This window comes from Sphaerisporangium sp. NPDC004334, assembly GCF_053602655.1.
This window is the reverse complement of the sequence record NZ_JBSGDZ010000021.1, coordinates 173,441-187,343: the sequence shown is the minus strand read 5'-3', so window position 1 is coordinate 187,343 and position 13,903 is coordinate 173,441. Positions and strand designations below refer to the sequence as shown.

Sequence of the window (13,903 nt, the reverse complement as noted above, 5' to 3'; positions counted from 1 at the left end):
CCGATCTCGGTGGAATGGGAGGACGCGGGCATGGACCGCCTGGCCGGCGCCCCCGAGGCCCTGGCCTACGTCAAGGCCCTCAACGCCATCACCCCGCCCACCGCCGCCTTCGACGCCGCCTTCTCCACCGAATAACCCTCGCCGGGCGGCGGCCGCGCCATGGCCGCCGCCCGCGCGAGCCCACCCCCCCGTGCGCGCCGCCGTGCGCACCCTGCCGGTTGCGAGCCGACCGTGAGAGGAGACTGATGAGTACCGGAGTATGGCTGATCGGAGCACGAGGATCGGTCGCGGTCACCAGCATGATCGGTGCCCTGGCGGTGCGGGCGGGCCTGGCCGCGCCGACCGGGTGTGTCCTTGAGTCGCCCGCGCTGCGGAGCGACGCCCTTCCGCGTCTCGGTGACCTGGTCTTCGGCGGCCACGACGTCTCCTCGGTCCCCCTGGACAAGAAGGCCGCCGCGCTGGCCGAGGCGGGAATCCTCCCGGCACGGCTCGCCGAGGCCGTGCGGGACGCGCTGTTCGAGATCGAACAGCAGGTGCGGCCGCTGCCCGTCGGCGCCACCCAGGCCGAGGTCGCGCGGGAGATCGGCGCCGACCTCGACACCTTCCGCCGGCGCCACCGGCTGGACCGGGTCGTCGTGATCAACGTGTCGACCACCGAACCCGCGCCGCCGTCCCACCCCGCCCACGCCGACCTCGACGCGTTGCGGGCCGCGCTGGACGGCCCCGACCCCGTCCTGCCGCCCAGCTCACTGGCCGCCTACGCCGCACTGCTCGCCGGCTGCCCGTACGTCGACTTCACCCCCTCCACCGGCGCCCGCCTGCCCGCCCTCGACGCGCTGGCCCGCGCACAGGGGCTGCCCTACGGGGGACACGACGGCAAGACCGGCGAGACGCTGGTCAAGTCCGTGCTCGCCCCGATGTTCGTCCAGCGCAACCTGAGGGTGCGCACCTGGTCGGGGATCAACCTGCTCGGCGGCGGCGACGGCGCGAACCTGGCCGAGCCGGCCGCCAACGCGGCCAAGTCCGCCAGCAAGCAGCGCGTGCTGGCCGAGACCCTCGGCTACCAGCCGCAGGGTGACACCCGCATCGACTTCGTGGAAGATCTCGACGACTTCAAGACCGCCTGGGACCTGGTCACCTTCGAGGGCTTCCTGGGCACGCGCATGCGCATGGAGTTCAGCTGGCACGGCTGCGACTCCGCCCTCGCGGCGCCGCTGATCCTCGACCTGGCGCGGCTGACCTCGGCCGCCCACCAGGCCGGGCGGGTCGGACCGCTCACCGAACTGGCCTTCTTCTTCAAGGACCCCCTCGGACAGGTCCCGCACGCCCTGTCCGACCAGTGGCAGGTGCTGCGCGATGCCGTCGCCTCCTACGGCGCGCCGGGCACGCCGCGATGACGACGCTGCGCGACCTGCTGGAGCTGGTCCGCGCCCCGGCCGCGTTGTCGGTCCCCGGCGACGTGGTCGCCGGGGCCGCCGCCGCCGGAGTGCTCGGCCGCCGTACCGCCGGACTGGCCTGCTCCTCGGTCTGCCTGTACTGGGCCGGGATGGCCGCCAACGACTGGGCCGACCGGCACCTCGACGCCAGGGAACGCCCCGAGCGTCCCATCCCCTCGGGGCGGGTGACGGCGAACGCGGCCCTCGGCACGGCGGTGGGCCTCACCCTCGCGGGCGTCACCGTGGCCGGGCTCGCGGGCGGCCGGCGTGCCCTGGCGGTCGCCGCGCCGCTGGCCGCCGCCATCTGGGCCTACGACGTGCTCGCCAAGGGCACGGTCGCCGGCCCGCCGGTCATGGCCCTGTGCCGCGGCCTGGACGTGCTGCTGGGCGCCAGCCCCGGATCCCGCGCCGCCGCCGCGCTGCCGTCCGCCGCCACGATCGCCGCCCACACCTACCTGCTCACCGCGCTCTCGCACGGAGAGGTGTCGGGCACGCGTCCGAGCGTGCCCGCGGCGACCCTGGCGGGCACCGTCGCGCTCACCGCCGCCACCGTCCGCGGCAGCGCGAACGGGACGCAGCCCGCCCTCGCCGGCTGGTACGCCGCCCAGTTCGGCCTTCCCCAGGCGCAGGCCGTCGCCGACCCCTCGCCCGGACACGTCCGTGAGGCGGTCAGCGCGGGCATCGTCAGCCTCCCCGCCCTCCAGGGAGCCCTCACCGCGCGCGGCGGCGCCCCGCGCCTCGCCCTCCTGCTCGCGGCGGCGGCCCCGCTGGCCCGGCGCCTGGTCAAGAAGATCGCCGCGACATGAGGCTCGGCTACGGCACCAACGGCTTCGCCAACCACCGGCTCGCGGACGCTCTGGAGGTCATCGCCGGCCTCGGCTACCAGGGAGTGGCGCTGACGCTCGACCACTGTCACCTCGACCCGTACGCCGACGGGCTGGGACGGCGGGTGGCGGAGGTCGCCGACCGGCTGCGCGCCCTCGATCTGGCGGTGGTCATCGAGACCGGTGCGCGCTACCTGCTCGACCCGCGGCGCAAGCACGCCCCGACGCTGCTCGACGACGACCGCGACACGCGGGTGGACTTCCTGCGCCGCGCCGTCGCGATCGGGGCCGACCTCGGGGCCGAGGCGGTGTCGTTCTGGTCCGGCATCCGCCCGGCCCATGTCGACCAGGCCGTCGCCTGGGACCGGCTGGCCGAGGGGTGCGAGCGGGTCGCCGAGACCGCCCGGGAGGCCGGGGTGACGCTCGGCTTCGAACCTGAGCCCGGGATGCTCGTGGAGACGATCGCCGGCTGGCGCCGCCTGCACCAGGCCCTGGGCGCGCCGGACGGCTTCGGCATCACGCTGGACATCGGGCACTGCCGCTGCAACGAGCCCGATCCGGTGCCCGCCTGCGTCGCCGGCGTCGCCGGGCATCTGGTCAACGTCCAGATCGACGACATGCGGCTCGGCGTGCACGAGCACCTGGAGTTCGGCGAAGGGGAGATCGACTTCCCGCCGGTGCTGCGCGCGCTCGACGACGCCGGCTACCGCGGCCTGGTCGCGGTCGAGCTGCCCCGCCATTCCCACGCCGCGCCCGCCGTCGCCGCGCGTTCGATCGACTTCCTGCGCGCCGCCCAGAAGGCGTCGCACGGGACGGAAGCAAGCCCGTCATGACGCCGCGACAGGCGCCGCGCGGGCCGGAAGGGAGCCCGTCATGACGCTGGGACCGGCATCGCGCGAGGCGGCGGAGGGTCCATCGTGACGCTGGAGGAGCGGCTGAGCACCGCGCTGCGCGACGGATCGCCGGGAGAGTGGCTGGATGACGCCCTGGCCGCCGCGGCCGAGCGGCCCGAGTCGATCGGCCGGTCCTTCGCCGCGGCCGGACGGCGCGTCGGCAGGCAGGCCCTGTCCGGGGCGCCCGGCTGGACGGCGGACGAGGCCGCGCGGGCGCTGCTGCTGTCCGCGCTGCCGCCCGACCGGCAGGCGGACCAGGCCGGCGGGCTCTACCGCCACGGCGACGCCGACGAGAAACGGGCCGTGCTCAAGGCGTTGCCGATGCTCGCCGTCGACACGGCGGCGGTGCCGCTGCTGCACGACGCGATCCGCACGAACGACACGCGCCTGGTCGCGGCCGCCCTCGGCCCGTACGCCCGTCACCTCGACCAGACGGCCTGGCGGCAGGCGGTGCTCAAATGCGTGTTCATGGGCGTGCCGCTGACCGCCGTCGACCGGCTGGACGAGCGGGCCGACCACGAGCTGGCGGCCATGCTGGCCGCCTTCGCCGACGAGCGCGCGGCGGCAGGACGTCCCATGCCCGCCGACGCCGCCGCCCTCCTCGACCGCCTGACCCCCAAGGAGGCCTGATGCGCATCTTCGACCCGCACATCCACATGACGTCGCGCACCACCGACGACTACGCGCGGATGGCCGCCGCCGGAGTCCGGGCCGTCGTGGAGCCCGCCTTCTGGCTCGGGCAGCCCCGTACCAACCCCGGCTCGTTCGCCGACTACTTCGACTCGCTGCTCGGCTGGGAGCCGTACCGGGCCGCCCAGTTCGGCGTCGTCCACCACGCGACCATCGCGCTCAACCCCAAGGAGGCCGGCGACCCGCGCTGCCGGCCCGTGCTGGACCTGCTGCCGCGCTACCTGGACAAGGACCGGGTCGTCGCGGTCGGCGAGATCGGCTACGACTCGATGACGCCCGAGGAGGACGACGCCTTCGAACGGCAGCTCGCCCTGGCCGTCGAGTACGACCTGCCCGCGCTCGTGCACACCCCCCACCGCGACAAGGCCCGCGGCACCCAGCGGACCATCGAGGTCGTCGCCGCCTCCGGGATCGCGCCCGGGCGGGTCGTCGTGGACCATCTCAACGAGGTCACCGTCGACATCGTGCACGAGTCCGGATGCTGGATGGGCTTCTCCATCTACCCCGAGACCAAGATGTCGCCCGAGCGCATGGTGGAGATCCTGCGCAAGCACGGGCCGGACCGGATGCTGGTCAACTCCGCCGCCGACTGGGGCGTCTCGGACCCGCTGCTGACGCTGGAGACCGGCAGGGCGATGCTGGCCGCAGGGTTCACCGACGACGACGTCGACCGCGTGCTGTGGCGCAACCCCGTGGAGTTCTACGGCCAGTCCGGACGCCTGGACCTGACCGGCGCCGAAGACCAAGACGGCTCCGTCGCCGGTTCCGTCGCCGGCTTCGACGAGCCCACCTTCGCCGGCAGCTCCATCAAACGCGGAGGCAGCTGATGCGGCTGCTCCACCCCTCGGGGACACCGCTGCACGTCAGCTACTGCACCAACGTCCACCCGGCCGAGGACCTCGACGGCATCATCGCCCAGTTCGACGCCTACGCCGTCCCGATCCGCGACCGCCTCGGCGCCGACGTGCTCGGGCTCGGGCTCTGGCTGGCCGCGCCCGTCGCCGCCGCCCTCGCCGCCGACCCGGCGCTACGCGCCAGGCTCCGCGGGGAGCTGACCGCGCGGGGCCTAGAGGTGGTGACCCTCAACGGCTTCCCCTACCGCTCCTTCCAGGATCCGGTGGTCAAGCACGCGGTCTACCACCCCGACTGGACGACGCAAGAACGGCTGACCTACACCCTGGACCTGGCGCGCGTCCTGGCGGACCTGCTGCCCGGCGATGCGGCCCGTGGCTCGGTGTCCACCCTGCCGCTCGCCTGGCGCGACCCCTGGGACGCCGCGATGGCCGGCCAGGCCGCACGCCGGCTCGACGAGCTCGCCGCCGGCCTCGCCGACGTCGAGTCCGCCACCGGACGGGTCGTGCGCGTCGCGTTCGAACCCGAACCGGGCTGCGTCGTGGAGACCACCGAGCAGGCCATCGCCCACCTGGCGGACGCCGACCACGACCGGCTCGGCGTCTGCGTCGACCTCGCCCACCTGGCCTGCGCCTGGGAGAAGCCCGCCGACGCGCTGGGCGCGCTGCGCGACGCCGGCCTGCCCGTCGTCAAGGTCCAGCTCTCCGCGGCCCTGGAGACCGCCGAACCGGAGGCGCTGCGCGAGTACGTCGAGCCGCGCTTCCTGCACCAGACGCGCACCCCCGCGGGCGAGGCCGCCGACGACCTCGACGAGGCCCTCGACCGGCGGCTGCCCGGGCCGTGGCGGGTCCACTACCACGTGCCGCTGCACGTCTCCCCGTCCGCGCCGCTCGCGGCGACCACGCCGCTGCTGCGCGAGGCGCTCGCCGAACTCGCCGGCGGCCCGGAGCCGCTGTGCGACCACTTCGACGTGGAGACCTACACCTGGGGCGTCCTGCCCGCCGCGCTCCGCCCGCAGACGCCCGGGCAACTCGCCGAGGGCATCGCCGACGAGCTCGACTTCGTCCGCGCCGAACTTCGCCACCTGGGAGTGGAAGCATGACATCGTTGCTGGTCCTGGACGTCGTAGGCCTGACCCCGAGGCTGCTGGCCCACATGCCGCGGCTGCGCGCCGTCGCCGACGGCGGCTTCCAGTCCGAACTGGGCACCGTCCTGCCCGCCGTCACCTGCTCGGTGCAGTCGACCTTCCTCACCGGCGCCCCGCCCGCCGAGCACGGCATCGTCGGCAACGGCTGGTACTTCCGCGACCTCGGGGAAGTCCTGCTGTGGCGCCAGCACAACGCGCTCGTCGGCGGGGACAAACTGTGGCACGCCGCCCGGCGGGAGCGGCCCGGGTTCACGGTGGCCAACGTGTGCTGGTGGTACGCCATGGGCGCCGACGTCGACTGGACCGTCACGCCCCGGCCGATCTACCACGCCGACGGGCGCAAGGACCCCGACTGCTACACCTATCCGCCCGAGCTGCACGACGAGCTCACCTCGGCGCTCGGCGACTTCCCCCTGTTCACCTACTGGGGCCCGGGAGCGGGCATCGCCTCCTCCACCTGGATCTGCCGCGCCACCGAGCGCGTCATGGCCGCGCACAACCCGGACCTGACCCTGGCGTACCTGCCCCACCTCGACTACGACCTGCAACGGTACGGCCCCTCCGACCCGCGTTCCGCCGCTGCCGCCGCCGAGCTCGACGGCGTGCTCGCCCCCCTGCTGGACGCCGCCGCGGCACGGGGGACCACCGTCGTGGCGCTGTCGGAGTACGGGATCACGGACGTCTCCCGCCCGGTGGACATCAACCGGACGCTGCGCGCCGAAGGGTTCCTCCGCGTCCACACCCAGGCCGGCATGGAGTACCTCGACCCGTGGACCTCGCGGGCGTTCGCCGTCGCCGACCACCAGGTGGCGCACGTCTACGTGGCCGACCCGGCCGACGTCCCGGCCGTCGCCAAGCTCTGCGCGTCCCTCCCCGGCGTCGCCGAGGTGCTCGACGAGGAGGGCAAGCGGGCCCACGGGCTCGACCACTCCCGGTCGGGCGAACTGGTGCTGCTCGCCGAGCCGGACGCCTGGTTCACCTACTACTACTGGCTCGACGACGCACGCGCCCCCGACTTCGCCCGTCTGGTCGAGATCCACCGCAAACCCGGTTACGACCCGGCCGAGCTGTTCTTCGACCCCCAGGACCTGCTCGGCGCCAAGCGCCGGGCGGGGGTGGCGTTGCTGCGCAAGAAGGTCGGCATGCGCTACATGATGAACGTCGTCGGGCTCGACGCGGGCGCCCGCGCGGTGCGCGGCTCCCACGGGCTGCTGCCCAGGGACGCAGCCGACGCCCCGGTGCTCCTGTGCTCCGACCCCTCGGTCGCCGCCGAGCGCTTCGAGGCCACCGACGTCAAGGACCTGCTCCTCCGCCTCGCCCTGAGCTGACCACCGAGCGGGCCTGCACGCGGAAGGGCCGCGCCGGTGCGGCGCGGCCCTTCACTGGCACCTTCACGGCACCTCGCGGTGCCGGGGAAGGCGATGGCCTACCAGTCGCGCATGCTTACAGGGTGGCTCCCGGCCCGAAGGGGAAGCGGCCGTAGTACTCGCCGACCTGGTCGCGGTAGGCGGGCTCCTTGTAGCTCGCCTCGTCGAACTCCGGCGAGTCCTTGATCTCGTCCTTGGTGCGGCTGACGAAGACCTTCTTCTCCTGCGGGTCGATGTTGATGACCGTGCTCGCGGGGAGCATGACCTTCTTGCCGAAGATCCACGGTCCGGTGTCGACGATCAGGTAGCTCTCGCCGACCTCGTACGTGGCGTCGTCCACGGAACCGATCTTGCCGTCCGTGGCCTCCACGTGATATCCGACCACGTCGAAGCTCTGGTGGGCTCCGGTGACGGTGGGGCCGTAGCTCCAAAGATCCTGTGCCATCTTCGTGTTCTCCCTTCGATTGTGCCGTCGGGACTCTTCGCCCTACCCGTCATTCGCCGGTGAAACATCGATGCGCGGACAGGTCCGCCTCACCCGGAGGTAAGGCCGGCCTCGGCGGCCCCCGCGGCCGACGTCACGGGCACCCCCGCGTTTCCGCTAACCTGGACATGCTTCATGCGCCGCTAGCTCAGTTGGTTAGAGCAGCTGACTCTTAATCAGCGGGTCCGGGGTTCGAGTCCCTGGCGGCGCACCACGGCAACGGCCGATGACCTGGGCATCCTTCACTTGACGGAGGGTGCCCACAGTCATTTCCAGGCCTGTGCGGGTCGTCGTGGGCTCGCCGATCGTCGTCTCGCACGAGCATCAGCCCTCGAAGGTCACGGTGGCGTACTGGTAGCGGGTCTTCCCGTTCTCGTCACCGCTGTGCGTGCGACCGGTCATGACCTGGTTGTAGCCCGCCTCCGTGATGTGGTTGCTCTCCTTGTACTCGCCGGTCCACGTCGGGGAGGTCAGCCGCACCTGCCGTCCCTGCCAGTAGAGGGCGGCGGTGCGGTAGCTCGTCTTGCCGTTCTCGTCGCCGGTGTGCCACCGCCCGACGAGTGCCTGGTCCGTCGGGGCGATGTAGCCGGACCTGCTCTCCGTCTGGCCGGGGGTCCAGTCCCCGAGGTGCACCTGGACCTGCTCGTCGTTGATGAAGATGAAACCGCAGTAGTAGGTGGTCGGGCGGTTCTCGTCGCCGACATGTGAGCGGCCGGTGAGGACCTGGTTCGTCGGGCAGGTGACCTGGCCGTTCCACTCCCACACGGTCTCGGCGTAGGCGCGCTCGACCCGGATCGTCACCGCCGCCGCCGAGGCCGGCGCGGACATGGTCGCGGTGGCCACCGCGGCGGCGGCCACGACCGCGGCGGAGAACATTCTCGTGTGCGTCTTCATCGTCCCTGGTTCCTTCTCGTTCGCGCCGTCGCATCCGCGACGGCGATGTGCCGATGACAGGAACTGTGGTCCAGGCCACTTGGAACGGTCTTAAGAGTGACTTTCCCAGCATTCAGCACGTCGCCGGCCCCTCACCGGTGCCACCCGAAGCCGAGGGATCGTCGCCGGAGCGGAACACACGTGCGCCGGCTGTGCCATCTCATGACACCGGTTCCTCGCTGTCAGGTTCGGCGGGCGTTGGACGCGAGGCGTTCGGCGAGCGCGATGACGAGGTCGCGCAGTTCATCGGGGCGCTCGATGACGAACGGCCGGTCGAGTGAGGCGAGTGTCGGCGGCAACCAGTCGAGCCGCTCCGCCCGTATCCGGACGCGCAGCCAGCGGTCGGTCGTCCGGTCCTCGCCCGCCGCGGGCTCGTGCTCCTCCAGGCTCGCGACGCCGGCGGGAAGGTGGGCGCGGATCTTCTCGACCGTCCCGTGGATCCGCAAGACGACTTCATGCCGGTACTCGGCCGTGGCGAACCCTGACAACACGCGGTGGGCCGGATCGGGACCCGCGGGCGCCTCGAAAGAGCCGGGCAGGGTCCTCGCGTCCGCGATGCGATCAAGCCGGAAGGTCCGGTCCTCGCCGATCGCGGGGTCCGTGCCCGTGACGTACCACCGGCCCGAATGGGCGACGATGCCGTACGCGTGCAGTGTGCGGTCGCTGCGCCGGCCGTCGCGGTCGGTGTATCGGATCCAGACCGGTCGGCGATGGCGTACCGCGTCGGCGATGGTGAGCAGGACTTCGGCGTCCGGGGTGGCGAACTCATCGGGCTGATCCGTGAAGACGAGAGATTCCACAAGTGTGTCGAGCCGGCGGGCGATGTGCTTGGGCAGCACCCGCCGGATCTTGGCCGATGCCGTCTCGCTCGCAGCGCGAGCCGCCGTCATCATCCCCGCTCGGCGGCCGGCGACCAAGCCGAGCAGCACGGCCAGCGCCTCGTCGTCGCTGAGCATGAGCGGAGGCAGACGGTACCCGGGGGCGAGCCGGTACCCGCCGTAGCGGCCGCGCACCGACTCCACGGGCACGTCAAGGTCGATCAGGTGGTCCACATACCGCCGCACGGTGCGCCCATCGACGCCGAGCCGGTCGGCGAGTTCGGCCACCGTCCGAGTGCCGCCCGACTGCAGCAACTCCAGGAGTGTCAGCACGCGGCCGGTGGGTCGAGGCATCTGCACAGCCTACGGCGAATACAGGACCGATTCTGTCCAGTATTTCTCCTAGCCTGCGACGTGCAGCGACTCCATCAGCCAAGGAGATCACCATGGACTTCGTCTCGATCCGCATCATCACCGGCGACGTTCGGCGCCTCGTCGAGTTCTACGAAACAGCCACAGGGCTGCGGGCGACGTGGGCCACCGAGGACTTCGCCGAACTAACGACCCCCAACGCCACCCTCGCGATCGCCGGCACCCGCACCGTCCCGCTGTTCGCCCCGGGCTCCGCCCGCCCGGCGGACAACCACAGCGTGATCACGGAGTTCCGTGTCGACGACGTGGACCGCGTCCACCGGAACCTGACCGGCTTCGTCACCGACTTCGTCAACGAGCCCACCACGATGCCCTGGGGCAACCGGTCGCTGCTGTTCCGCGACCCCGACGGCAACCTCGTCAACTTCTTCACCCCGGTCACCCCGGCGGCCATCGAGAAGTTCGCACGTTGACGCCGAACACGGTCGCTCACGCGGGACCCCTGAGATCCCGATCGCCGCGACCGGCACGAAGCACAGGCGGGACCGCCCCTGCACCTCGCGGAACCGACGTCCTGCGACACCACAGCTAGCGGTGGGTGAGGTCGTACAGCCAGGCGGCCGCCTCGTCCGGCGCGCCGAAGCGGATCACGCGCAAGTGGGCGAAGCGGGGATCGTGGACGAGCCGGTGGATGGCCGCCCTGCGGGCCGCGTGCTGCGACCAGGCCCACCAGGCCGGGTGGTCGCGGCGGAACCAGCCGGCCAAGGTCTCGCGGTTGCCGCCGAAGACGCGCTCGCGCAGCAGGGTCCGCCGCAGAGATCGGCGCAGGACCCGGGGCATGATCACGCTTCTGGAGTAGTCCAGCCAGACCACGGTGTCGGCGCGCTCCCACAGCAGCTCGCGCACCTCGGGGTAGCCGAAGGAGTCGAAGACCCAGGCGGGGGAGGAGACGATGGCCGCCACCTTCGCCGCGAACTCGCCGTCCACGGCCCACCCCGGCCCCACATAGTGCAACGCGTCCATCTCGTGATACGGCACCGCGAGATGGTCGCCCAGGGCCCGCGCCATGGTCGACTTCCCGGCCCCACTGATACCGACGACAAGAACACGACGCACCCGTGCACCATAGACCCCGACACCCGCTCAGGCGCCGCCGGCTGTGCTCAGCCCGCGAGCACGCTACAGCCGCCGGGTGTGGTCCGCGCCGGGGCGGTGACATGGCGATACCGCGATCCCGGCGCACCGTACGGCGGGTGCTCCGGCCCGTGCCGCCCGTGTGGTGATTGTGCGGGCGGCACGGGCGCGGTGACATGGTGGTACCGCGATCCCGGCGCCGCCGTACGGGCGGGGCCGCCGGGCGCCGGGCGGCCTCCGTCCCTACCGCTCGTGTGGTGCTCATTTTGATCGGTGCCGGGTCGGTGGGGTGTGGCACGGCGATGCCGGCGCCGCCGGTACGGCGGGACACCCGGCGAGGCTTTCCCGTGTCTCAGCGTTTGAGTCCGGCCAAAAACGCGCCGAATGCTTCGGCGGACACGGTCAGATGCCCCTTCTCCAGGTCCTTGCTGTCCCTGATCGCGACCCCATATGACAGCGTCCCGATTTCGACGCAGTCTCCGCCGTTCGCCGAGCTGTGAGAAGACTTCCGCGTGAATCCGCTGCCCCGCCGGATCCCGTGGCGATCGGGAAGCGCGGCGCCGCCCGGTCACGGACCGAGCGGTTCCGTGGTCGCGGTGGGCGTCAGGCCAGGTGGGCGTCCACGGGGAGCACCGGGGCGTCCACCTCGATGGTCTGGGGATATTTGATGCCGGCTCCGGTGTTCAGGACGACGACCTGGTCGTCCGGGCCGATCCAGCCTGAGGCGCGGAGCTTGCGGGCCGCGGCGAACGCCGCCGCGCCCTCCGGGCAGACGAAGGCGCCTTCGAGGGCCGCCACCTCGCGGAGTTCGGCCAGCAGTTCGGCGTCGGTGACCGTGACCGCGGTGCCCGAGGTCGCGGCCAGGGCACGCAGGATGAGGAAGTCGCCGAGCGGCTTCGGGACGTTGATGCCGAAGGCCACGGTGCGCGCGCCGTCCCAGTAGCGGCTCTCGGGCTCCCCCTTCTCGTAGGCGCGGACGATCGGCGCGCAGCCCTCGGCCTGCACCGCGACCAGCCGCGGCAGCGGCCCTGAGATCCAGCCGAGCTCGCGCAGTTCTTCCAGGGCCTTGTGGATGCCGATCAGGCCCACTCCGCCGCCGGTCGGGTAGAGGATCACATCGGGCATCCGCCAGCCGAGCTGCTCGACGATCTCGATGCCCATGGTCTTCTTGCCCTCGATGCGGTAGGGCTCCTTGAGGGTCGAGGCGTCGAAGACCCGGCCGCCGGAGGCGGCGACCAGCTCGCCGACGATCCGGCCGGCGTCGCTGATCAGGCCGTCGACCAGATAGAGGTCCGTCCCCGAGGCCACGCACTCGCGCCGGGTGATCTCCGGCGCGTCCACCGGCATGACCACGGTGGCGGCCAGGCCGGCCCGGGCGCCGTACAGCGCCCACGCGGCGCCGGCGTTGCCGTTGGTCGGCATGGCCAGCCGCTCGACGCCCAGCTCGGCCGCGCGCGACACCCCGACCGCCGCGCCGCGGGCCTTGAACGAGCCGGTGGGGATCAGCCCTTCGTCCTTCATCAGCAGCCGGGGCACCCCGATGCGTTCGCCGTAGCGCGCCATCTCCAGCAGCGGCGTCATTCCCTCGCCGAGGCTGGTGACCGACCGCGGGTCACGCACCGGGAGGAGCTCGTGGTAGCGCCAAAGGTCGGGGGAGCGCCGCGCGACGTCGTCAGGGGTGACCGAGGACCGGACGGCCGCCAGGTCGTAGCGGGCCCGCAGCGGGGACGCGCACCGGGTGCACAGGTTCTGCGGCCGCTCGCTGTCGTGCTCTGCTCCGCACCGGCCGCACTCCAGGTGGGACAGATGGCTGAAACTCAACGCGCGCTCCCTGGCTGCTCTCGGGTGGGGACATGCCCGCGACAGGGCCGCGGGTACTCGGGGGTCCACGAAGAGGTCATCGGTTTCCGGTCGTCCCATTATCGCCAGGCGTGTTGGACGGGAGTTCCCCGGGTGCGTTCCCGCTGTGGCGACGCGCCGGAAACTTTCACAGGCGGACGAGGGCGTTCGCCGCTTGACCTGGGCTGTCGGAAAGGTTTTCCCGGGTGCGTTGCCTCCCGTGGCGGCCGAACCTACGGTGACCCCACTCCGCGGCGAATCCGATCAGCGATCAAGTCGAAACGCCGTCGAAGCGCTTCGACGGTGATTTCGACAGGGTTACGGCGAATCCCGCCGGGCCGGACGCCCGGCGACACGACGGCAGGAGAGGAAGATCATGCTCAGGACGTCACGCCTACTCGTCCCGGTGTCGATGCTGGTGGCGCTCGTCGGCCTGCTCGCCACCCCGGCGCAGGCGGCGACCTGGTCCTCCACCGACCGGTGGGGCACCTGGACCAACGGCGGCTACACCCTCTACAACAACATCTGGGGCAACGGCGCGGGCCCGCAGACCATCTGGGCCAACAGCTACAGCAACTGGGGCGTGTGGGCGAACCACCCCAACACCGGCGGGGTGAAGTCCTACCCCAACGCCACAAGGAACGTGAACCGGCGCATCAGCGCGCTCGGCAGCGCGAGCAGCAGCTTCAACGTCACCGTGCCGAACGGCGGCGCCTACACCACGGCCTACGACATCTGGTGCGACGGCCACACCTACGAGATCATGCTGTGGATGAACAAGTACGGGCCGGTCGGCCCGCTCGGCTCGCGCCAGACCAGCGTCTCGGCCGGCGGCCACAGCTGGGACGTCTACCGCGGGTCCAACGGCTCCAACCAGGTGTTCTCCTTCGTCCGGCAGGGCAACACCAGCTCCGGCACGGTGGACATCAAGGCGATCTTGACCTGGCTGCGCGGCAACAACTGGTTCGGCGACGTGACATTGGGCGACGTCCAGTTCGGCTACGAGATCACCTCCTCCAGCGGCGGCATGGACTTCCGCACCAACAGCTTCTCGGTCTCGGCGAACTGACCGCCTGACCGCCTGATCGCGGGACCGTCCGGCCGCGCGACCGCC

General features: G+C 72.0%; 14 protein-coding genes, 1 tRNA gene and 2 pseudogenes. 11 read left to right on the top strand and 6 right to left on the bottom strand.

Features of this window, described 5'->3' with window-relative positions:
• From ACWEN6_RS27435 to ACWEN6_RS27400, 8 genes and pseudogenes are all read left to right on the top strand, one after another.
• Positions 1–135, top strand: a pseudogene (locus ACWEN6_RS27435) (sugar phosphate isomerase/epimerase); the annotation flags it as partial.
• 110 nt (positions 136–245) lie between these two features.
• On the top strand, positions 246–1,397 hold the full coding sequence (locus ACWEN6_RS27430; RefSeq protein ID WP_452574075.1) for an inositol-3-phosphate synthase: 1,152 nt from the start codon (positions 246–248) through the stop codon (positions 1,395–1,397).
• Entirely contained in the window at positions 1,394–2,242 is an 849-nt protein-coding gene (locus tag ACWEN6_RS27425; RefSeq protein ID WP_452574073.1) for an SCO3242 family prenyltransferase, read from the top strand. Before ACWEN6_RS27430 ends, ACWEN6_RS27425 begins: the two co-directional genes overlap by 4 nt.
• Complete coding sequence (locus tag ACWEN6_RS27420; RefSeq protein ID WP_452574071.1) at positions 2,239–3,093, top strand: sugar phosphate isomerase/epimerase family protein; 855 nt, start codon at positions 2,239–2,241, stop codon at positions 3,091–3,093. Before ACWEN6_RS27425 ends, ACWEN6_RS27420 begins: the two co-directional genes overlap by 4 nt.
• Before the next feature lie 84 nt (positions 3,094–3,177).
• Positions 3,178–3,783: an EboA domain-containing protein gene (locus ACWEN6_RS27415; RefSeq protein ID WP_452574069.1), complete on the top strand. Its 606-nt coding sequence runs from the start codon at positions 3,178–3,180 to the stop codon at positions 3,781–3,783.
• Positions 3,783–4,670, top strand: a complete 888-nt coding sequence (locus ACWEN6_RS27410) for a TatD family hydrolase (RefSeq protein WP_452574067.1) — start codon at positions 3,783–3,785, stop codon at positions 4,668–4,670. Before ACWEN6_RS27415 ends, ACWEN6_RS27410 begins: the two co-directional genes overlap by 1 nt.
• Positions 4,670–5,797: a metabolite traffic protein EboE gene (gene eboE, locus ACWEN6_RS27405; RefSeq protein ID WP_452574065.1), complete on the top strand. Its 1,128-nt coding sequence runs from the start codon at positions 4,670–4,672 to the stop codon at positions 5,795–5,797. The genes ACWEN6_RS27410 and eboE overlap by 1 nt, the downstream gene beginning before the upstream one ends.
• A complete protein-coding gene (locus tag ACWEN6_RS27400) occupies positions 5,794–7,170 on the top strand; it encodes an alkaline phosphatase family protein (protein WP_452574063.1) in 1,377 nt (458 codons plus the stop codon). The genes eboE and ACWEN6_RS27400 overlap by 4 nt, the downstream gene beginning before the upstream one ends.
• Before the next feature lie 115 nt (positions 7,171–7,285).
• Here the strand turns inward: ACWEN6_RS27400 and ACWEN6_RS27395 are convergent, their stop codons facing one another.
• On the bottom strand, positions 7,286–7,654 hold the full coding sequence (locus ACWEN6_RS27395) for a PRC-barrel domain-containing protein (RefSeq protein ID WP_354848012.1): 369 nt from the start codon (positions 7,652–7,654) through the stop codon (positions 7,286–7,288).
• Between the two features lie 176 nt (positions 7,655–7,830).
• Between ACWEN6_RS27395 and ACWEN6_RS27390 the strand changes: the two genes are divergently transcribed.
• Positions 7,831–7,907, top strand: a tRNA-Lys gene (locus tag ACWEN6_RS27390).
• Positions 7,908–8,017: 110 nt separating this feature from the next.
• On the opposite strand, the gene ACWEN6_RS27385 is transcribed toward ACWEN6_RS27390, so the two are convergent.
• Positions 8,018–8,587 (bottom strand): hypothetical protein, encoded by a 570-nt coding sequence (locus ACWEN6_RS27385; protein WP_452574061.1) that lies wholly within the window; start codon positions 8,585–8,587, stop codon positions 8,018–8,020.
• Between the two features lie 221 nt (positions 8,588–8,808).
• Entirely contained in the window at positions 8,809–9,798 is a 990-nt protein-coding gene (locus ACWEN6_RS27380) for a helix-turn-helix transcriptional regulator (RefSeq protein ID WP_452574059.1), read from the bottom strand.
• Between the two features lie 92 nt (positions 9,799–9,890).
• Here ACWEN6_RS27380 and ACWEN6_RS27375 point away from each other — a divergent pair, with 92 nt between their 5' ends.
• Entirely contained in the window at positions 9,891–10,289 is a 399-nt protein-coding gene (locus ACWEN6_RS27375) for a VOC family protein (RefSeq protein WP_452574057.1), read from the top strand.
• 115 nt (positions 10,290–10,404) lie between these two features.
• Here ACWEN6_RS27375 and ACWEN6_RS27370 read toward each other — a convergent pair whose 3' ends face one another.
• The 3 genes from ACWEN6_RS27370 to ACWEN6_RS27360 form a co-directional block, all read right to left on the bottom strand.
• Entirely contained in the window at positions 10,405–10,932 is a 528-nt protein-coding gene (locus tag ACWEN6_RS27370; protein ID WP_452574055.1) for a hypothetical protein, read from the bottom strand.
• A 370-nt stretch (positions 10,933–11,302) separates the two neighbouring features.
• A complete protein-coding gene (locus tag ACWEN6_RS27365; protein WP_452574087.1) occupies positions 11,303–11,485 on the bottom strand; it encodes a DUF397 domain-containing protein in 183 nt (60 codons plus the stop codon).
• 68 nt (positions 11,486–11,553) lie between these two features.
• Complete coding sequence (locus ACWEN6_RS27360) at positions 11,554–12,771, bottom strand: threonine synthase (protein ID WP_452574053.1); 1,218 nt, start codon at positions 12,769–12,771, stop codon at positions 11,554–11,556.
• Between the two features lie 388 nt (positions 12,772–13,159).
• Between ACWEN6_RS27360 and ACWEN6_RS27355 the strand changes: the two are divergent.
• Positions 13,160–13,858 (top strand): annotated as a pseudogene (locus ACWEN6_RS27355) (glycoside hydrolase family 12 protein); the annotation flags it as partial.
• Positions 13,859–13,903: the final 45 nt, after the last annotated feature.